Source organism: Streptomyces viridochromogenes (assembly GCF_001270495.1).
Taxonomy (GTDB): Bacteria; Actinomycetota; Actinomycetes; order Streptomycetales; family Streptomycetaceae; genus Streptomyces; species Streptomyces viridochromogenes_A.
Window position 1 is genome coordinate 1 of sequence record NZ_LGUR01000226.1, and the last position, 17,868, is coordinate 17,868.

Below are 17,868 nucleotides of genomic sequence, written 5' to 3' on the forward strand. Positions count from 1 at the left end.
GGCGAGGACGAGGTCGGGGTTGTGCACCTCGACACCGGCCGGCGGCGCGATGTCGGCGGCGGTGACCAGACCCGGGCCCTGCTTGCGCAGGTACATCACGACGGGCTCGTCGTGCTCCGAGGAGACGACCAGCTGCTTGATGTTGAGGATCAGGTCGGTGACGTCCTCCTTGACGCCCGGCACGGTGGTGAACTCGTGCAGCACGCCGTCGATACGGATGGACGTGACCGCTGCACCCGGGATCGAGGACAGGAGGGTCCGGCGCAGGGAGTTGCCGAGGGTGTAGCCGAAGCCCGGCTCCAGCGGCTCGATCACGAACCGGGAGCGGAACTCGTCGACGACCTCTTCGGTCAACGAGGGACGCTGAGCGATCAGCATGTGTGGATCAGATCCTTCATTCGTGGACGCCCGCTATTTGACGCCCGACGGAAACCGCACCCATGGAAAGCGCGGGTACTGCAAGGGTACGGGCGATACGCCCCTCAGAGAGCCGTACCGCCCGAGACCAAGCCTGCTGCGAAGCAGCCGTACGTCAGACGCGACGACGCTTCGGCGGACGGCAGCCGTTGTGCGGGGTCGGGGTGACGTCCTGGATGGAGCCGACCTCGAGACCGGTGGCCTGGAGCGAACGGATCGCGGTCTCACGACCGGAACCCGGACCCTTCACGAACACGTCGACCTTGCGCATGCCGTGCTCCTGGGCGCGGCGGGCAGCCGACTCGGCGGCCATCTGCGCGGCGAACGGCGTGGACTTCCGGGAGCCCTTGAAGCCGACGTGGCCGGCGGAGGCCCAGGAGATCACGTTGCCGGACGGGTCCGTGATGGAGACGATCGTGTTGTTGAACGTGCTCTTGATGTGCGCGTGGCCGTGAGCGACGTTCTTCTTTTCCTTGCGGCGCACCTTCTTGGCAGCGCCCTGACGTCCCTTGGGGGGCATCTACAAACTCCTACGGGGAGGTGGTCGGTCCTACAGCGAAGACCGCTGATGAAGCGTTGTCCGCTGAGGACTACTTCTTGCCCGGCTTCTTCTTACCGGCGATGGCGCGACGCGGGCCCTTACGGGTACGAGCGTTGGTGCTGGTGCGCTGACCGCGGACGGGCAGACCGCGACGGTGACGCAGACCCTGGTAGCAACCGATCTCGACCTTGCGGCGGATGTCGGCCTGGATCTCACGACGGAGGTCACCCTCGGTCCTGATGTTGTTGTCGACGTACTCGCGGATCGCGACGAGCTGCTCCTCGGAGAGGTCGCGAACGCGGGTGTTCGGGTCGACGCCGGTCGCTGCCAGCGTCGCCTGCGAGAGGGTCCGGCCGATGCCGAACACGTAGGTGAGGGCGACCTCCACGCGCTTGTCGCGCGGGATGTCAACACCGGAAACGCGTGCCATTCAATGGCTCCTGGTGATCTTCGGAGGTCTTCCGCAGAATCGACTCCCAGCCGCCGTACCAGGTACGAACTGGGTCCCCAGCCTCCGAACCGGGGGTGTCAGACGATGACTCGCCTGGATTCTGCGTATGAACATATTCAGCTCGCGTCGCGCGAAACTCTGCGATATCGGTGCAGAGGGAGTTGGTCGTGCGTCAGCCCTGGCGCTGCTTGTGGCGCGGGTTCTCGCAAATGACCATGACCCGACCGTGACGGCGGATCACCCTGCACTTGTCGCAGATCTTCTTGACGCTCGGCTTGACCTTCATTGGGTGAGGTTCTCCGGGTCAGTGCCATCGCCTCGGGAGGCCCGGGGCGCGGGCAAGATCTACTTGTACCGGTAGACGATCCGGCCACGCGTCAGGTCGTACGGAGACAGCTCCACCACGACCCGGTCGTCAGGGAGGATGCGGATGTAGTGCATACGCATCTTGCCGCTGATGTGTGCCAGGACCTGGTGGCCGTTCTGGAGCTCGACCTTGAACATGGCGTTCGGAAGAGACTCGACGACAGTGCCCTCGATCTCGATGGCACCTTGCTTCTTGGCCACGCTTCGCCCTTCGAATCGACTACCTTGATCGACTCCCCCGCGTTCCCTTACGGGCGCATGCGGACATGCGGGTGCACGAGAGCCGACGAGTCAGTCTACGTCAGCGCACCCGGAAAGACGAATCGAGAGATCCTGCCCCAGGAGACAGATCGTTAAGCGCCCCAAAGGGGCGCGGGGAACTGCGCGACAAGCCACGACGGCGCCGCAGCCGCAGGACAGCGGCAATCAGCTCCCTCATAGGCGTCACGCCAGCGGATCCGGCGCGGCGACGATCCCGTGCTCAGCCAACTTCGCCTTACCCCCGTCGGGAGACGTGAGCACCAGCGGCCCCGCCTCGGTCAGCGCGACCGAGTGCTCCCAGTGAGACGACCACGTGCCGTCCGTGGTGATGACCGTCCAGTCGTCCGAAAGGACCTCGGTCTTCGGCGTGCCCAGCGAGACCATCGGCTCGATCGCGAGGCAGAACCCGGGGACCAGCTTCGGCCCCTTCCCCCGTCGCCGGTCGACGTAGTTCAGCAGATGCGGGTCCATGTGCATCTCGGTGCCGATGCCGTGGCCGCCGTAGTCCTCGATGATCCCGTACTTGCCGCCACCGGGCTTCGGCTGCCGGCGGATGTACGTCTCGATGGCACGCGACACATCGACCAGCCGATTGCCCTGCTTCATCGCCGCGATGCCGGCCCACATCGACTCCTCGGTCACCCGGGAGAGCTCGACCAGCTCCGGAGCGTGACCCGAGCCCACGAAGGCGGTGTAGGCGGCGTCGCCGTGCCAGCCGTCGATGATGGCGCCGCAGTCGATGGAGATGATGTCGCCGTCCTTGAGGACGACGTCCTCGGACGGGATGCCGTGGACGACGACGTCGTTCACGGAGGTGCAGATCGTCGCGGGGAAACCGCCGTAGCCGAGGAAGTTCGACTTCGCGCCGTGCTCCGCGAGCACCTTGCGCGCGACCTCGTCCAGATCCCTGGTGCTGGCCCCGGGCACCGCGGCCTCACGCGTGGCCGCGTGGATGGCAGCGACGACCAACCCCGCCTCACGCATCTTGGCGATCTGCTCGGGGGACTTGATCTGCACCATGGGGACGGGCGCCTTTCTGGACGGGATAGAGGGGACTGCTTCAACCATAAGGGCCGAGCCTGCGGGCCCACCCCACGCAGCAGCCGCGGCCCCCTCACCGGGAACCGCGGCCTGAGCTACGTACAGCCGAGAACGCTGCTACTTGCCGCCCTCGTCACGCTGAAGCGCCTCCATGGCGCGCGCCGTGACCTCTTCGACCTTGCCCAGCGCGGAGATGGTGACGACCAGCCCCTGGGACTTGTAGTAGTCGATGATCGGCTCGGTCTGCGTGTGGTAGACCTCCAGCCGCGTGCGGACGGTTTCCTCCGAGTCGTCGTCCCGCTGGTACAGCTCGCCGCCGCAGGCGTCGCAGACGCCCTCCTTCTTCGGCTGGCTGTACGTGACGTGGAAGACGTGGCTGGAGTCCTTGCGGCAGATCCGCCGCCCGGCGATCCGCTTGACGACCTCTTCCTCGGGGACCTCGAGGTCCAGCACCGCGTCCAGCTTCATGCTCTCGGACTGGAGCATCTCGTCGAGCGCCTCGGCCTGGGACACGTTGCGCGGGAAGCCGTCCAGGAGGAAGCCGCCCTCGGCGTCCGGCTTCTCCATGCGGTCCTTGGCCATCCCGATGGTGACCTCGTCAGGCACCAGGTTGCCCGCGTCCATGTAGGACTTCGCGAGTTTCCCGAGCTCCGTCTGCTGGCTGATGTTGGCCCGGAACAGGTCGCCCGTGGAAATGTGCGGGATCGACAGGTTCTTGGCGAGGAACGCGGCCTGCGTTCCCTTACCGGCACCCGGCGGCCCGACGAGGACGATACGCATTAGCGGAGGAACCCTTCGTAATTGCGCTGCTGGAGCTGGCTCTCGATCTGCTTCACCGTTTCGAGACCGACACCCACGATGATCAGGATGCTGGTCCCGCCGAACGGGAAGTTCTGGTTTGCCCCGAAACCAGCCAACGCCATCGTCGGCACGAGAGCGATCAGGCCCAAGTACAGCGAGCCCGGCCAGGTGATCCGGTTGAGCACGTACGAAAGGTACTCAGCGGTCGGTCGGCCAGCCCGGATGCCCGGGATGAAGCCACCATACTTCTTCATGTTGTCCGCGACTTCCTCGGGGTTGAACGAGATGGCCACGTAGAAGAACGCGAAGAAAATGATCAGGAAGAAGTAGAGGACGATGTGCGTCGGGGCGTCCGTCTGCGCGAGGTTTCGCTCGATCCAGGCCTTCCAGTCGGAAGTTCCGCCGGAGAACTGCGCGATCAGTGCCGGGATGTAGAGCAGCGACGAGGCAAAGATCACAGGGATGATGCCCGCCTGGTTGACCTTCAGCGGAATGTACGTCGACGTGCCGCCATAGGAACGGCGGCCGATCATCCGCTTCGCGTATTGGACCGGAATTCGGCGCTGAGCCTGCTCGACGAAGACAACCAGCCCGATCATCACGAGGCCGACGGCGACCACGGTGCCGAACTCGATCCAGCCGCCGGCCAGGGAGCCCTGCTCCTTGATGGCCCACAGCGCGGACGGGAAGGTCGCGGCGATCGAGATGAACATCAGGATCGACATGCCGTTGCCGATGCCGCGGTCGGTGATGAGCTCACCGAGCCACATGACACAGGCCGTACCGGCGGTCATGGTGATGACCATCACGACGGTGGTGAAGATCGACTGGTCGGGAACGATCTGGTTGGCGACCTGGCACTGCTGGAAGAGCGCACCACTGCGAGCGGTGGCCACCAGGCCGGTGCCCTGGAGAATGGCGAGCGCGACGGTCAGGTAGCGCGTGTACTGCGTGATCTTGGCCGTGCCCGCCTGACCCTCCTTCTTGAGGGCTTCCAGGCGCGGGATCACCACGGTCAGCAACTGAAGGATGATGCTCGCCGTGATGTACGGCATGATGCCGAGCGCGAAGATCGTGATCTGAAGCAGAGCGCCACCGCTGAACATGTTCACCAGGCCGAAGAGGCCTGTGTTGGTGCTCGCCTGATCGATACAGACCTGTACGGCCCTGTAGTCGACGCCGGGGATCGGGATATGCGTACCGATCCGGTAGATCACGATGATGCCGAGCGTGAAGAGCAGCTTCTTGCGCAGGTCGGGCGTCTTGAACGCCCGGGCGAACGCGGTGAGCACGGTGCCTCCTGCGACCCCCGCGCTACTGCGTCAAGGGTGACGGTCTTGAGGATCGACTAATAGGAACGACTTAGCTAACGGTCAACTGCCGCTCAGAGTGCCCCACAAGAAGCACTCCGTAAAAGTGGGCAGTGCAGGTCACCTTACCGGCGAGACCGCCCCCCTTGGAACGACCAACCGGGGATACCCCATTTGTGGGGTATCCCCGGTCGGGATCGCTCAAGTCATCGAGACGCCTGTTGCGTTCAGACGAGCTCGGTGACGGTACCGCCGGCGGCGGTGATCTTCTCCTTGGCGGAGCCGGAGACGGCGTCGACCGTCACCTGCAGCGCCACGGAGATCTCGCCCTGGCCGAGGACCTTGACGAGGCTGTTCTTGCGAACGGCACCCTTGGCGACCAGGCCCTCGACGGTGACCTCGCCACCCTCGGGGTACAGCGCCGCCAGCTTGTCGAGGTTCACGACCTGGAACTCGGTCTTGAACGGGTTCTTGAAGCCCTTCAGCTTCGGAAGACGCATGTGGAGGGGCATCTGGCCACCCTCGAAGCGCTCCGGAACCTGGTAACGGGCCTTCGTACCCTTGGTACCACGACCGGCCGTCTTACCCTTCGACGCCTCACCACGACCCACACGGGTCTTGGCGGTCTTGGCGCCCGGGGCGGGACGGAGGTTGTGGATCTTGAGCGGGTTGTTCTCCGCCATGATCAGTCGACCTCCTCGACCGTCACGAGGTGGCGGACGGTGTGCACCATGCCGCGGAACTCGGGGCGGTCCTCCTTGACGACCTGCGTGTTGATCCCCTTGAGACCAAGGGAGCGCAGGGTGTCACGGTGGTTCTGCTTGCTGCCGATGTAGGACTTGACCTGCGTAATCTTGAGCTGCGCCATGATTACGCACCCGCCCCGGCACGTGCACGGAGAAGAGCCGCGGGGGCGACGTCCTCGAGCGGCAGACCGCGGCGGGCCGCGACCTCCTCGGGACGCTGCAGGCCCTTGAGGGCCTCCACGGTCGCGTGCACGATGTTGATCGCGTTGTCGGAGCCGAGCGACTTCGACAGGATGTCGTGGATACCGGCGCACTCGAGCACCGCACGCACCGGGCCACCGGCGATAACACCGGTACCGGGGGACGCGGGCTTGAGCAGCACGACGCCGGCAGCCTTCTCACCCTGGATCGGGTGCGGGATGGTGCCCTGGATACGGGGGACCTTGAAGAAGTGCTTCTTGGCCTCCTCAACACCCTTGGCGATGGCGGCCGGCACCTCCTTGGCCTTGCCGTAACCGACACCCACGGTGCCGTCACCGTCGCCCACTACGACGAGCGCAGTGAAGCTGAAGCGACGACCACCCTTCACAACCTTGGCGACGCGGTTGATCGCGACAACGCGCTCAACGTACGCGGTCTTCTCGGCGGCAGCAGCGCCGCCGTCACGGCCCTTCCGGTCCCGCCGCTCGCCGCCACCGGCACCGCTTCCACGGCGCTGGGGTCCAGCCATTGGATTACCTCTCTCTTTCCGCTAGCTACGGAAGCGGCTCAGAACTTGAGCCCGGCTTCGCGGGCGGCGTCCGCCAGGGCGGCGATGCGCCCGGCGTACTGGTTGCCACCACGGTCGAATACGACAGCCTCGACACCGGCGGCCTTGGCGCGCTCGGCGACCAGGGCGCCGACCTGCTTGGCCTGCGTGGACTTGTCGCTCTCGCCACCGCGGATCGAGGTGTCCAGGGTGGACGCCGACGCAAGGGTGTGACCCTTGAGGTCGTCGATCACCTGGGCCACGATGTGGCGGTTCGAGCGGGTCACGACCAGACGAGGACGCTCCGCCGTACCGTTGATCCGCTTGCGGATCCGGATGTGGCGGCGCTTGATCGCGGCGCGCTTGTAGGCGTCGCCCTTGAGGATCTTCTGTCCGTATGCCATGGCTTACTTACCCGCCTTTCCGACCTTGCGGCGGATGACTTCGCCCTCGTACTTGACGCCCTTGGCCTTGTACGGGTCGGGCTTGCGCAGCTTGCGGATGTTGGCCGCAACCTCGCCGACCTTCTGCTTGTCGATGCCCTCGACCGAGAACCGGGTCGGGGCCTCCACCTTGAAGGTGATGCCCTCGGGGGCCTCGACGGTGATCGGGTGGCTGTAGCCGAGCGCGAACTCGAGGTTCGAACCCTTGGCCGTCACGCGGTAACCGACACCGCTGATCTCGAGCTTCTTCACGTAACCCTGGGTCACGCCGGTGATCATGTTCGCCACCAGCGTGCGGGACAGGCCGTGCAGGGCCTTGTTCTGACGCTCGTCGTTGGGGCGGGTGACGTTCAGAACGCCGTCCTCACCCTTGGCGATGTCGATCGGCGCGGCAACGGTGTGGGTCAGCGTGCCCTTGGGGCCCTTGACCGAGACCGTACGGCCGTCGATGGTGACGTCCACGCCGGCGGGAACCGTGATGGGGAGCTTGCCAATACGCGACATAGCTGTTTCCTCCGTTCCCTTCCGCTACCAGACGTAGGCGAGGACTTCCCCACCCACGCCCTTCTTGCCGGCCTGCTTGTCGGTGAGGAGCCCGTGCGACGTGGAGATGATCGCCACGCCGAGGCCGCCGAGCACCTTCGGCAGGTTGGTGGACTTCGCGTAAACCCGGAGACCGGGCTTGGAGATCCGCTTGATGCCCGCGATGGAGCGCTCACGGTTCGGGCCGAACTTCAGCTCGAGGACGAGGTTCTTGCCGACCTCGGCGTCCTCGACACGCCAGCCCGTGATGAAGCCCTCCTGCTGGAGGATCTCCGCGATGTGCGACTTGATCTTCGATGCCGGCATCGTCACGGAGTCGTGGTATGCCGAGTTCGCGTTCCGCAGACGCGTAAGCATGTCTGCGATCGGATCAGTCATGGTCATGAATTGGCCTTCGGCCTCTCTCGCCGGGGTTTCCTGGTGCGCCATCCCTCTCCCCGATCCGAGACGGGACGGGTGCGGCGCGGTGGACCTACGGCGTAGTAAGTCGTACGGGCGCGACAGGCGCCCAACCCCACAAGCCTAAGCCATGCGGGGGTGGGCCCCTGTCCACCCAGATGCTTACCGAGAGCTTCAGGAATCCCTAATTACAGGGATTACCAGGAGCTCTTGGTCACGCCCGGCAGCTCGCCACGGTGAGCCATCTCACGAAGGCACACGCGGCACAGGCCGAACTTGCGGTACACGGAGTGCGGACGGCCGCAGCGCTGGCAGCGCGTGTAGCCACGCACACCGAACTTGGGCTTGCGAGCAGCCTTGGCAATCAGAGCCTTCTTCGCCATCTCGCTCACGCCTCCTTGAACGGGAAGCCGAGGTGACGAAGGAGCGCGCGGCCCTCAGCGTCGTTGGTCGCCGTGGTGACCACGGTGATGTCCATACCCCGGGTACGGTCGATCTTGTCCTGGTCGATCTCGTGGAACATGACCTGCTCCGTGAGACCGAAGGTGTAGTTGCCACGGCCGTCGAACTGCTTGGGGGACAGACCACGGAAGTCGCGGATGCGCGGCAGCGCGAGCGACAGGGTGCGGTCCAGGAACTCCCACATGCGGTCGCCACGAAGCGTGACGTGGGCACCGATCGGCTGACCCTCGCGCAGCTTGAACTGCGCGATGGACTTGCGGGCCTTGGTGACGGCCGGCTTCTGACCGGTGATCGTGGTGAGGTCGCGGATGGCGCCCTCGATCAGCTTGGAGTCGCGGGCGGCGTCGCCCACACCCATGTTGACCACGATCTTGACGAGGCCGGGGATCTGCATGACGTTCTCGTACTTGAACTCGTCACGCAGCTTGCCCGCGATCTCCTCGCGGTACTTCGTCTTCAGACGCGGAGTGGTGGTGGTAGCCATCAGATGTCCTCACCCGTCCGCTTGGCAACGCGGATCTTGTTGCCTTCGTCGTCGAAGCGGTAGCCGACACGCGTGACGACCTTGTTGCCGTCCTTCTCAACGACCAGCTGGACGTTGGAGACGTGGATCGGCGCCTCGGTCGTGACGATGCCACCGGCCTGCGAGCCCTTGGCGGTCGGGCCGGCCTTGGTGTGCTTCTTGACCCGGTTGACACCCTCGACCAGGACACGCTCGTCGCGCGGGTAAGCGGCAATGACCTTGCCCTGCTTGCCCTTGTCCTTGCCGGTGATGACCTGGACCAGGTCGCCCTTCTTGATCTTCATGCTTACAGCACCTCCGGAGCCAGCGAGATGATCTTCATGAACTTCTTCTCGCGCAGCTCACGCCCGACCGGGCCGAAGATGCGGGTGCCGCGAGGGTCACCGTCGTTCTTCAGAATGACGGCGGCGTTCTCGTCGAAGCGGATGTACGAGCCGTCCGGACGGCGGCGCTCCTTGACGGTGCGAACGATGACCGCCTTGACGACGTCACCCTTCTTCACGTTGCCACCGGGGATCGCGTCCTTGACGGTGGCGACGATGACGTCACCGATGCCCGCGTAGCGGCGACCGGAGCCACCGAGCACACGGATGCAAAGGATTTCCTTCGCACCAGTGTTGTCGGCGACGCGCAGTCGCGACTCCTGCTGGATCACGTCTATCTCCTGTTTGTCTGCCGGTTCCCTCCGGAGGTTGAACCGGAGAGCCTGGCGGAACCGTCCTGCGGGGATTGCCTCGCAGGAATTACTTGCGCCTCTTCAGGCGGAAACCCACGCCGGGGTCCGGGACGGAGCCCCGGCGGGGGGCAGCGGGGGCGAACCCCCGCTTGATTACTTCGCCTTCTCGAGGATCTCGACGACGCGCCAGCGCTTCGTCGCGGACAGCGGCCGGGTCTCCATCAGGAGGACGCGGTCGCCGACACCCGCGGCGTTCTGCTCGTCGTGTGCCTTGAGCTTGTTGGTACGGCGGATGACCTTGCCGTACAGCGCGTGCTTGACGCGGTCCTCGACGGCGACGACGACGGTCTTGTCCATCTTGTCGCTGACGACGAGACCCTCACGGGTCTTGCGGAAGCCGCGGGCCTCTGCAGTCTGCTCAGTCACGTTGCTCTCACTCATCAGGCGCTCTCCACCGTCTCGATGCCCAGCTCGCGCTCACGCATCAGGGTGTAGATCCGCGCGATGTCCTTACGGACGGCCTTCAGCCGACCGTGGTTCTCGAGCTGACCCGTCGCCGCCTGGAAGCGGAGGTTGAACAGCTCTTCCTTGGCCTCGCGGAGCTTCGCCAGAAGCTCCTCGTTGCCCAGCTCGCGCAGCTCGGACGCCTTGGTACCGGCCGACATCACGCTTCACCTGCCTCGCGCTTGACGATCCGGCACTTCATCGGCAGCTTGTGGGCGGCGCGAGTCAGAGCCTCACGGGCGATCTTCTCGTTGGGGTACGACAGCTCGAACATCACGCGTCCGGGCTTGACGTTGGCGATCCACCACTCCGGGGAACCCTTACCGGAACCCATGCGGGTCTCGGCAGGCTTCTTGGTGAGGGGACGGTCCGGGTAGATGTTGATCCAGACCTTGCCACCACGCTTGATGTGACGCGTCATGGCGATACGAGCGGCCTCGATCTGACGGTTCGTCACGTACGCCGGGGTGAGCGCCTGGATGCCGTACTCGCCGAACGCAACCGTCGTGCCACCCTTGGCCGCGCCGGAGCGCTTCGGGTGGTGCTGCTTGCGGTGCTTGACCCTACGGGGGATCAGCATGTCGGTCAGGCCTCCGTTCCGGTGCTCTCAGCCGGAGCGGACGCGGGAGCCTCGGCCTTGGGGGCCTCGGCGCCGGCAGCCTGCTGCGGCTTACGACCGCGCCGCTCGCCACCGCGGCCACCACGGGCCGGGCGGTCGGCACCACCACGGGCCGGGCGGTTACCCGCACGGGCAGCGGCGTTCTCGGCGCGGACCTCGGCGATGTTCTTGACGTCGCCCTTGTAGATCCAGACCTTCACACCGATGCGGCCGAAGGTCGTCTTGGCCTCGAAGAAGCCGTAGTCCACGTTCGCGCGGAGCGTGTGCAGGGGCACACGGCCCTCGCGGTAGAACTCCGAGCGGGACATCTCGGCGCCACCGAGGCGGCCACCGCACTGGATCTTGATGCCCTTGGCGCCGGCCTTCATCGCCGACTGCATGCTCTTACGCATGGCGCGGCGGAAGGAGACGCGGGAGGAGAGCTGCTCGGCAACGGCCTGGGCAACCAGCTGAGCGTCGGTCTCGGGGTTCTTGACCTCGAGGATGTTCAGCTGGACCTGCTTGCCCGTGAGCTTCTCGAGGTCACCGCGGATGCGGTCGGCCTCGGCGCCACGGCGGCCGATGACGATGCCCGGACGAGCGGTGTGGATGTCCACACGCACGCGGTCACGGGTGCGCTCGATCTCCACCTTCGAGATACCGGCGCGCTCCATGCCGGACGTCATCATCCGACGGATGGCGACGTCTTCCTTGACGTAGTCCTTGTACAGCTTGTCGGCGTACCACCGGGACTTGAAGTCCGTGGTGACACCGAGCCGGAACCCATGCGGGTTAACCTTCTGGCCCATTACCGGGTTCCTTCCTTGCTGCTGACGACCACGGTGATGTGGCTGGTCCGCTTGCGGATCCGGTAGGCACGGCCCTGGGCGCGCGGCCGGAACCGCTTCAGGGTCGGGCCCTCGTCGACGTACGCCTCGCTGATGACCAGCGAGGAGGCGTCAGGGTGGTCGTAGTTGTGCGCGGCGTTGGCGATGGCGCTGTCGAGCACCTTGCCGACGGGCACGGAGGCTGCCTGCGGAGCGAATCGCAGAACAGCCTGAGCCTCCGTGGCATCCATGCCACGGATAAGGTCCACCACGCGGCGGGCCTTCATGGGCGTAACGCGGATGTACCGCGCCTGGGCCCTGGCTTCCATGGTTGTCCCTCTCAGTTACTTACGTGTCTGAATGCGATCCGCTACTAGCGGCGCTTCGACTTCCGGTCGTCCTTGACGTGGCCCCGGAAGGTGCGCGTCGGCGAGAACTCGCCGAGCTTGTGGCCGACCATCGACTCGGTGACGAACACCGGGATGTGGGTCTTGCCGTTGTGCACCGCGAGCGTGTGGCCGAGCATGGCCGGCACGATCATGGAGCGACGGGACCAGGTCTTGATGACGTTCTTGGTGCCGGCTTCGTTCTGGGCTTCCACCTTCTTGATCAGGTGGTCGTCGACGAAGGGCCCCTTCTTGAGACTGCGCGGCATCTAAACCCGCTCCTAGCGCTTCTTGTTCGTCTTGCGGCGGCGGACGATGTACTTGTTGCTCGCCTTCTTGGGAGCACGAGTACGACCCTCCTTCTGACCCCACGGGGAGACCGGGTGGCGACCACCGGAGGTCTTGCCCTCACCACCACCGTGCGGGTGGTCAACCGGGTTCATCGCCACACCGCGAACGGTCGGGCGAACGCCCAGCCAGCGCTTACGGCCGGCCTTACCCCAGTTGATGTTGGACTGCTCGGCGTTGCCGACCTCGCCGACGGTGGCGCGGCAGCGCACGTCGACCAGGCGGATCTCACCGGAAGGCATGCGCAGGTGGGCCATCTGGCCCTCCTTCGCGAGCAGCTGCACGGAGGCACCGGCGGAGCGGGCGAACTTGGCGCCGCCACCGGGACGGAGCTCGATCGCGTGGATCGTGGTACCGACCGGGATGTTGCGCAGCGCCAGGTTGTTGCCCGGCTTGATGTCGGCCCCGGGACCGTTCTCGACGCGGTCACCCTGCTGCAGGTTGCGCGGGGCGAGGATGTAGCGCTTCTCGCCGTCGGCGTAGTGCAGCAGCGCGATGCGCGCGGTGCGGTTGGGGTCGTACTCGATGTGCGCGACCTTCGCCGGCACGCCGTCCTTGTCGTGACGACGGAAGTCGATCACGCGGTAGGCGCGCTTGTGGCCACCACCCTGGTGGCGGACGGTCACACGACCGGAGTTGTTACGGCCACCCTTGCTGTGCAGGGGGCGGACCAACGACTTCTCCGGCGTGGACCGCGTGACCTCGACGAAGTCGGCGACGCTGGAGCCACGACGGCCCGGCGTAGTCGGCTTGTACTTGCGGATTCCCATTTCTCAGTCCTCGTCCGATATCGGACGATCCGGACCGCCCTTAGGCGGTCGGACCGCCGAAGATGTCGATACGGTCGCCCTCAGCGAGGGTCACGATCGCGCGCTTGGTGGACGCGCGCTGGCCGAAGCCCGTGCGGGTCCGCTTGCGCTTGCCCTGGCGGTTGATCGTGTTGACCCCGGTGACCTTGACCTCGAAGACCGTCTCGACGGCCTGCTTGATCTGGGTCTTGTTGCTGCCCGGGGCGACGACGAACGTGTACTTGTTGTCATCGAGGAGCGCGTAGCTCTTCTCGGACACGACCGGCTTGATCAGGATGTCACGGAGGTCCGTGAACGCCTTGCTCGCCGGCGTGACGACGGTGTTCTTGCCCTCGGCGGCGTGGCGACGCGCCTTGGCGACGCGAGCGGCCTTGGCCTTCTTCGCGGCCTTCGAGGCAATGGCGGGGTGACGGATAGCCATCAGGCCTCGCTCCCTTCGGTGTCATTGGCCTTCGGGCCGGACACGAAGGACTCCAGGGCGGCCTGGGTGAAGACCACGTCGTCCGAGACGAGAACGTCGTACGTGTTCAGCTGGCCCGGCTCCAGGATGTGGACCTGGGGCAGGTTGCGGGCGGACAGCCACGCGGCCTCGTCGGCGCGCTCGACGACCAGGAGCAGGTTCTTGCGCTCGCTGATCTTGCCGAACAGGCTCTTGGCGGCCTTCGTGGACGGGTTCTCGCCCTCGATGACGCCGGAGACGACGTGGATGCGGTTGTTGCGGGCCCGGTCGGTGAGGGCGTGGCGCAGGGCCGCGGCCTTCATCTTCTTCGGGGTCCGCTGCGAGTAGTCACGCGGCACGGGACCGTGCACGACGCCACCACCGGCGAACTGCGGCGCGCGGGTCGAGCCCTGACGGGCGCGACCGGTGCCCTTCTGGCGGTAAGGCTTCTTGCCACCACCACGGACTTCACCGCGGGTCTTGGTCTTGTGCGTGCCCTGGCGGGCAGCGGCCAGCTGTGCGACGACGACCTGGTGGAGCAGCGGGACGCTGATCTTCTCTACGTCGAAGATCTCCGCGGGGAGCTCGACGGAACCGGCCTTGTCGCCCGCCGGCGAAAGGATGTCAACAGTGCTCATCGGTTACCTCAGGCCCCCTTGGCCGCGGTGCGGACCAGGACGAGGCCGCCGTTCGGACCGGGAACCGCGCCCTTGATGAGCAGCAGACCCTTCTCCGCGTCAACGGCGTGGACGGTCAGGTTCTGGGTGGTGACCCGCTCGTTGCCCATGCGACCCGCCATGCGGAGGCCCTTGAACACGCGGCCCGGGGTGGCGCAGCCACCGATGGAACCGGGCGAGCGGTGCTTGCGCTGGGTGCCGTGACCGGCGCCGAGGCCCTTGAAGTTGTGACGCTTCATGACACCGGCGAAGCCCTTGCCCTTGCTCTTGCCGGTGACGTCGACCTTCACGCCGGACTCGAACACCTCAGCGGTGACTTCCTGGCCCAGCGTGTACTCGGAGGCGTCCGCGGTGCGGATCTCGACGAGGTGACGACGGGGGGTGACGTCGGCCTTGGCGAAGTGGCCCTTGAGGGGCTTGTTCACCTTGCGCGGGTCGATCTCGCCGAAGGCGATCTGGACCGACTCGTAGCCGTCGACGTCGTTCGTGCGGACCTGGGTCACGACGTTGGGGCCGGCCTTGACGACGGTGACCGGAACAACACGGTTGTTCTCGTCCCACACCTGCGTCATGCCGAGCTTCTCGCCCAGGATGCCCTTGATCTGCTTAGCCATTCTCAGATCACCGGCCTTCAGAGCTTGATCTCGATGTCGACACCGGCCGGGAGGTCGAGTCGCATCAGAGAGTCAACGGTCTTGGGGGTCGGGTCGAGGATGTCGATCAGGCGCTTGTGCGTGCGCATCTCGAAGTGCTCGCGCGAGTCCTTGTACTTGTGCGGCGACTTGATGACGCAGTACACGTTCTTCTCAGTGGGCAGCGGCACCGGGCCCGCGACCGACGCACCAGTGCGGGTCACCGTCTCGACGATCTTCTTCGCCGAGGAGTCGATGACCTCGTGGTCGTAGGCCTTGAGCCGGATGCGGATCTTCTGTCCCGCCATGGCTACTCAGTAGTCCTGTCTCTCTTACGCTCTGGAACCTGGTGTTCCTCTGCCCGCTCCTCCGACCCACGCGGTCGGGCGTGTCGCGCTCTCGCTGACACAGATGCCCCTTGTTCGAACATCCCTTGTCTGGGAGCACGGCCCTTCCGGAACCGCAAGCCGGGGGCGGAAGGCCCACCGGGTGCCTGGCCGGTGCCGCACTGACACTTCCCGAAAGATTCCCGTACGTCCGCCCCAGCGCTGCCGTGTGGCAGTTAGGGCGACGAGTACTGTGGGACTCGCTTCCGGTCCTCCCGGCGGGAGGCGCGCAGCATCAACACTCGACCGAGCAACTCGGACAGTCTGCCATATGGGGCAGGGGGCTGGCCAATCGAGCCGGAGAGAATACCCCGAGGGTGACGTAGGTCAAACCCGAGCGCCCCCGCCCTGGCCCCGACCGGGCACGCGCCCCCTGATCCGCGGACCGTACGGCGCCTGCCACCGTCGGCTCGGCCCGGCGGGTCCGGCTCAGGAGACCCGCCGGGCGTGCCGGCATCCGGGGGCAGGCGTGTGTCAGCTCCCTGTCCCGCTCGGACGGGGTCCCGCGAGCTGGCCCGGGGGCGGCTCGGAGGGACTCTGCTCGCCGAGGAGGCGGAGTGCGTCCCGTAGCAGCGTGCTGGAGGTGTGCACGGTGTAGGGGAAGTAGAGGACCTTCACCCCGACCCGCGCGAATTCGGCTTCGAGCGTCGTCCAGACGTCCGTGCCGAGCCAGTCGTCACCCTTGAAGATGACGTCGAAACCGACCTCCTTCCAGATCTGGATCTTGTCGTCCACGGTCGCGACGAAGGTCTCGTCCACATAGCGCACACTGCGGACGATCTGGAGCCGCTCGGCGAGCGGTACGACGGGCGGTCTGCCTTTCAGGCGCACCACGAGTTCGTCGGAGCAGACCCCGGCCACCAGCCGGTCGCAGTGCCCGCGCGCCCGGCGCAGGATGTTCAGATGGCCCACGTGGAAGAGGTCGAAGACCCCCGGCGCGTAGCCGAGACGTTCTCCCATCAACGCCTTGCCTTCGTACGCTCCGCGGCGGCCGCGGTGACCGCGGTGACCACGACCGCCTTCGACCTGGCCGAGGCGTTCCGGCCGTCGGTGACGGCGATCCGGTAGCGATGGCTGGAGCCGGGTGTGACGGTGTCCGTGTACGTCATCGTGGGGCGGTTCCACTCCGCGGACCGCCGCGTCGGCGAGGCCACGAGCTTGCCGTCCCGGTAGATCAGGTACTTCAGCTCCGCGTTGTCCCGGTCCCACGCGGCACGCCAGGTGAGCGTGACCCGGCCGGTGCGCGACGCTGAGGCCCGCAGCTGGGGCGGCTCCTGCGGGGCGCCCCGGTCGGGCCCGGCCGAGAAGCGGGTCAGGCTCTGCTGCGGCCTGTCGTTGACCGTGGTGAACTCACCGCCCGCCCAGAGGGTCCCGCCCGCCATCTTCAGCGCGCGGGGGCCGTTGCCCTCGCCGGTCCCGCCGTCCGTGTCGGGGAACCAGTGCAGGATGTGCCGGTCACGGATGGACTGGGCGAGGAAGTGCTGGCGGAAGTTGCCTTCGGCGAAGCCGCCCGGTGTGTCCATGCAGTTGTGGGCGTGGGACCCGCTGTAGAGAACGCCGTTGTGCACGGCGAGGGCCTGGGTGGCGCCCAGGCAGGTGTCCTTCCACACCATCTCGCCGTTGCCGAGGCGGCCGGCGATGCGGCCGTCGAAGATGCCGGTGCCCCTGCCCTCGGCCGCGACATAGAAGTTGGCCGCGTCGCGTACCAGCGCCTTCACCCGCGATCTCGGCGGCAGCCAGTCCGGGTACGAGGTCACGGTCGTGCCGGTGGCGGGACGCAGGGCGACGAGCTTGAACTCGAACTCGTCGTTGACCTCCAGGAAGTCGCCGCCGACGATGAGTTTGCCGAATTCGGGCGCGGCGAGGATGGCCCGGACGGGAGCGTCGATCTGCGCCTTGAACGGCAGTAGCGAGCCCTCGGGGGTGACCGCCGCGATGCGCTGCCTCTTCTTGCCGTTGACGGTGGTGAAATCGCCCCCGAGATAGATCGCGCCGTCCGTGACCTCGATGGCCCGGACGAACGACGACATGGCCGGGCGGAATCCCTTGCGCAGCGTGCAGTTGGCCGTGTTGAGCGCGGCGGCACCGGACGCTCTGGCCTTGCCGGCCTTGCGGAACGAGCCGCCGATGTACAGCACTTTGCCGTCCTGTGACGCCTTCAGCGCCCGTACGGTGTTGAAGGCACCGGAGAAGGGCTGGGCACACGGCAGCAGTCTGCCGGTCCTGGCGTCGAACGCGGCGAAGTTCTTCCGCGCGACCTCCCGTTGGCCCGGCTTCGCGCCCGGAGGACGGACCTTGTCGAAGGTCCCCCCGACGTACACGACACCGCCCGCGTACTCGATCGACCAGACGATGCCGTCGGTCTGCCAGGTCGCCAACGTGTCGGCGGTCAGGGTCTTTTTGCCGCCCTCGGCTGCTGAGGCGGAAGCGGTGATGAGCGAGGCAGCCGCGAGGAGGGCCACAGCCGAGGCCGTGGTGGCCCCCCTCTTCGTGCTTTTTCTCATGCGCATGGAACATCCCTGGTTGCAGCAAGT

Annotated in this window: 30 protein-coding genes and 1 pseudogene; all 31 read right to left on the reverse strand. The window is 66.2% G+C overall.

Features of this window, described 5'->3' with window-relative positions:
- Positions 1 to 378 (reverse strand): annotated as a pseudogene (locus tag ADK36_RS32475) (DNA-directed RNA polymerase subunit alpha); the annotation flags it as partial.
- Between the two features lie 154 nt (positions 379 to 532).
- Positions 533 to 937, reverse strand: a complete 405-nt coding sequence (gene rpsK, locus ADK36_RS32480; protein WP_003956432.1) for a 30S ribosomal protein S11 — start codon at positions 935 to 937, stop codon at positions 533 to 535.
- A 70-nt stretch (positions 938 to 1,007) separates the two neighbouring features.
- Positions 1,008 to 1,388 (reverse strand): 30S ribosomal protein S13, encoded by a 381-nt coding sequence (gene rpsM, locus ADK36_RS32485; protein WP_030046388.1) that lies wholly within the window; start codon positions 1,386 to 1,388, stop codon positions 1,008 to 1,010.
- A gap of 193 nt (positions 1,389 to 1,581) precedes the next feature.
- Positions 1,582 to 1,695: a 50S ribosomal protein L36 gene (gene rpmJ / locus ADK36_RS32490; RefSeq protein ID WP_003998809.1), complete on the reverse strand. Its 114-nt coding sequence runs from the start codon at positions 1,693 to 1,695 to the stop codon at positions 1,582 to 1,584.
- A 59-nt stretch (positions 1,696 to 1,754) separates the two neighbouring features.
- Entirely contained in the window at positions 1,755 to 1,976 is a 222-nt protein-coding gene (gene infA / locus ADK36_RS32495; RefSeq protein ID WP_003948620.1) for a translation initiation factor IF-1, read from the reverse strand.
- 243 nt (positions 1,977 to 2,219) lie between these two features.
- A complete protein-coding gene (gene map / locus ADK36_RS32500) occupies positions 2,220 to 3,056 on the reverse strand; it encodes a type I methionyl aminopeptidase (protein ID WP_048585329.1) in 837 nt (278 codons plus the stop codon).
- Between the two features lie 138 nt (positions 3,057 to 3,194).
- Complete coding sequence (locus tag ADK36_RS32505) at positions 3,195 to 3,857, reverse strand: adenylate kinase (RefSeq protein WP_048585328.1); 663 nt, start codon at positions 3,855 to 3,857, stop codon at positions 3,195 to 3,197.
- Positions 3,857 to 5,170, reverse strand: coding sequence for a preprotein translocase subunit SecY (gene secY / locus ADK36_RS32510; RefSeq protein ID WP_048585327.1), 1,314 nt, complete (start codon positions 5,168 to 5,170; stop codon positions 3,857 to 3,859). Before secY ends, ADK36_RS32505 begins: the two co-directional genes overlap by 1 nt.
- 245 nt (positions 5,171 to 5,415) lie before the next feature.
- A complete protein-coding gene (gene rplO / locus ADK36_RS32515) occupies positions 5,416 to 5,871 on the reverse strand; it encodes a 50S ribosomal protein L15 (RefSeq protein WP_003974249.1) in 456 nt (151 codons plus the stop codon).
- Positions 5,872 to 5,873: 2 nt separating this feature from the next.
- Positions 5,874 to 6,056 carry a 50S ribosomal protein L30 gene (gene rpmD / locus ADK36_RS32520; protein ID WP_003974250.1) on the reverse strand — a complete coding sequence of 61 codons (183 nt, stop codon included), beginning with the start codon at positions 6,054 to 6,056 and terminating at the stop codon, positions 5,874 to 5,876.
- 2 nt (positions 6,057 to 6,058) lie between these two features.
- Positions 6,059 to 6,664 carry a 30S ribosomal protein S5 gene (gene rpsE, locus ADK36_RS32525; protein ID WP_016434633.1) on the reverse strand — a complete coding sequence of 202 codons (606 nt, stop codon included), beginning with the start codon at positions 6,662 to 6,664 and terminating at the stop codon, positions 6,059 to 6,061.
- 38 nt (positions 6,665 to 6,702) lie between these two features.
- Entirely contained in the window at positions 6,703 to 7,086 is a 384-nt protein-coding gene (rplR, locus tag ADK36_RS32530; RefSeq protein ID WP_030046384.1) for a 50S ribosomal protein L18, read from the reverse strand.
- 3 nt (positions 7,087 to 7,089) lie between these two features.
- Positions 7,090 to 7,629 carry a 50S ribosomal protein L6 gene (gene rplF, locus ADK36_RS32535; RefSeq protein WP_030046383.1) on the reverse strand — a complete coding sequence of 180 codons (540 nt, stop codon included), beginning with the start codon at positions 7,627 to 7,629 and terminating at the stop codon, positions 7,090 to 7,092.
- A 24-nt stretch (positions 7,630 to 7,653) separates the two neighbouring features.
- Entirely contained in the window at positions 7,654 to 8,052 is a 399-nt protein-coding gene (rpsH, locus tag ADK36_RS32540; RefSeq protein ID WP_030046382.1) for a 30S ribosomal protein S8, read from the reverse strand.
- A gap of 212 nt (positions 8,053 to 8,264) precedes the next feature.
- Complete coding sequence (locus ADK36_RS32545; protein WP_003948630.1) at positions 8,265 to 8,450, reverse strand: type Z 30S ribosomal protein S14; 186 nt, start codon at positions 8,448 to 8,450, stop codon at positions 8,265 to 8,267.
- Positions 8,451 to 8,455: 5 nt separating this feature from the next.
- On the reverse strand, positions 8,456 to 9,013 hold the full coding sequence (rplE, locus tag ADK36_RS32550) for a 50S ribosomal protein L5 (RefSeq protein ID WP_020135807.1): 558 nt from the start codon (positions 9,011 to 9,013) through the stop codon (positions 8,456 to 8,458).
- Positions 9,013 to 9,336 carry a 50S ribosomal protein L24 gene (gene rplX / locus ADK36_RS32555; RefSeq protein WP_030046380.1) on the reverse strand — a complete coding sequence of 108 codons (324 nt, stop codon included), beginning with the start codon at positions 9,334 to 9,336 and terminating at the stop codon, positions 9,013 to 9,015. The genes rplE and rplX overlap by 1 nt, the downstream gene beginning before the upstream one ends.
- 2 nt (positions 9,337 to 9,338) lie before the next feature.
- Entirely contained in the window at positions 9,339 to 9,707 is a 369-nt protein-coding gene (rplN, locus tag ADK36_RS32560) for a 50S ribosomal protein L14 (RefSeq protein WP_003998823.1), read from the reverse strand.
- Between the two features lie 174 nt (positions 9,708 to 9,881).
- A complete protein-coding gene (gene rpsQ, locus ADK36_RS32565) occupies positions 9,882 to 10,169 on the reverse strand; it encodes a 30S ribosomal protein S17 (RefSeq protein WP_003992363.1) in 288 nt (95 codons plus the stop codon).
- Positions 10,169 to 10,393 carry a 50S ribosomal protein L29 gene (rpmC, locus tag ADK36_RS32570; protein ID WP_003974259.1) on the reverse strand — a complete coding sequence of 75 codons (225 nt, stop codon included), beginning with the start codon at positions 10,391 to 10,393 and terminating at the stop codon, positions 10,169 to 10,171. The genes rpsQ and rpmC overlap by 1 nt, the downstream gene beginning before the upstream one ends.
- Complete coding sequence (gene rplP / locus ADK36_RS32575; protein WP_030967307.1) at positions 10,393 to 10,812, reverse strand: 50S ribosomal protein L16; 420 nt, start codon at positions 10,810 to 10,812, stop codon at positions 10,393 to 10,395. Before rplP ends, rpmC begins: the two co-directional genes overlap by 1 nt.
- Positions 10,813 to 10,817: 5 nt before the next feature.
- Complete coding sequence (gene rpsC, locus ADK36_RS32580) at positions 10,818 to 11,639, reverse strand: 30S ribosomal protein S3 (protein ID WP_003998826.1); 822 nt, start codon at positions 11,637 to 11,639, stop codon at positions 10,818 to 10,820.
- Complete coding sequence (gene rplV, locus ADK36_RS32585; protein ID WP_026290933.1) at positions 11,639 to 11,986, reverse strand: 50S ribosomal protein L22; 348 nt, start codon at positions 11,984 to 11,986, stop codon at positions 11,639 to 11,641. Before rplV ends, rpsC begins: the two co-directional genes overlap by 1 nt.
- A 44-nt stretch (positions 11,987 to 12,030) precedes the next feature.
- Entirely contained in the window at positions 12,031 to 12,312 is a 282-nt protein-coding gene (gene rpsS, locus ADK36_RS32590; RefSeq protein WP_019753092.1) for a 30S ribosomal protein S19, read from the reverse strand.
- A gap of 12 nt (positions 12,313 to 12,324) precedes the next feature.
- The gene (gene rplB / locus ADK36_RS32595; protein ID WP_037887002.1) at positions 12,325 to 13,161 is read right to left on the reverse strand and encodes a 50S ribosomal protein L2; all 837 of its coding nucleotides are present in this window, start codon (positions 13,159 to 13,161) and stop codon (positions 12,325 to 12,327) included.
- Positions 13,162 to 13,201: 40 nt separating this feature from the next.
- A complete protein-coding gene (rplW, locus tag ADK36_RS32600) occupies positions 13,202 to 13,621 on the reverse strand; it encodes a 50S ribosomal protein L23 (protein ID WP_048585326.1) in 420 nt (139 codons plus the stop codon).
- Positions 13,621 to 14,277 (reverse strand): 50S ribosomal protein L4, encoded by a 657-nt coding sequence (rplD, locus tag ADK36_RS32605; protein ID WP_030046374.1) that lies wholly within the window; start codon positions 14,275 to 14,277, stop codon positions 13,621 to 13,623. The genes rplW and rplD overlap by 1 nt, the downstream gene beginning before the upstream one ends.
- Positions 14,278 to 14,285: 8 nt before the next feature.
- Positions 14,286 to 14,930 carry a 50S ribosomal protein L3 gene (gene rplC, locus ADK36_RS32610; RefSeq protein ID WP_030046373.1) on the reverse strand — a complete coding sequence of 215 codons (645 nt, stop codon included), beginning with the start codon at positions 14,928 to 14,930 and terminating at the stop codon, positions 14,286 to 14,288.
- Between the two features lie 17 nt (positions 14,931 to 14,947).
- Positions 14,948 to 15,256 carry a 30S ribosomal protein S10 gene (gene rpsJ, locus ADK36_RS32615; RefSeq protein ID WP_003948644.1) on the reverse strand — a complete coding sequence of 103 codons (309 nt, stop codon included), beginning with the start codon at positions 15,254 to 15,256 and terminating at the stop codon, positions 14,948 to 14,950.
- A gap of 552 nt (positions 15,257 to 15,808) precedes the next feature.
- Positions 15,809 to 16,297: an adenylyltransferase/cytidyltransferase family protein gene (locus ADK36_RS32620; RefSeq protein ID WP_234329959.1), complete on the reverse strand. Its 489-nt coding sequence runs from the start codon at positions 16,295 to 16,297 to the stop codon at positions 15,809 to 15,811.
- A complete protein-coding gene (locus tag ADK36_RS32625) occupies positions 16,294 to 17,838 on the reverse strand; it encodes a fibronectin type III domain-containing protein (protein WP_234329960.1) in 1,545 nt (514 codons plus the stop codon). The genes ADK36_RS32620 and ADK36_RS32625 overlap by 4 nt, the downstream gene beginning before the upstream one ends.
- Positions 17,839 to 17,868: the final 30 nt, after the last annotated feature.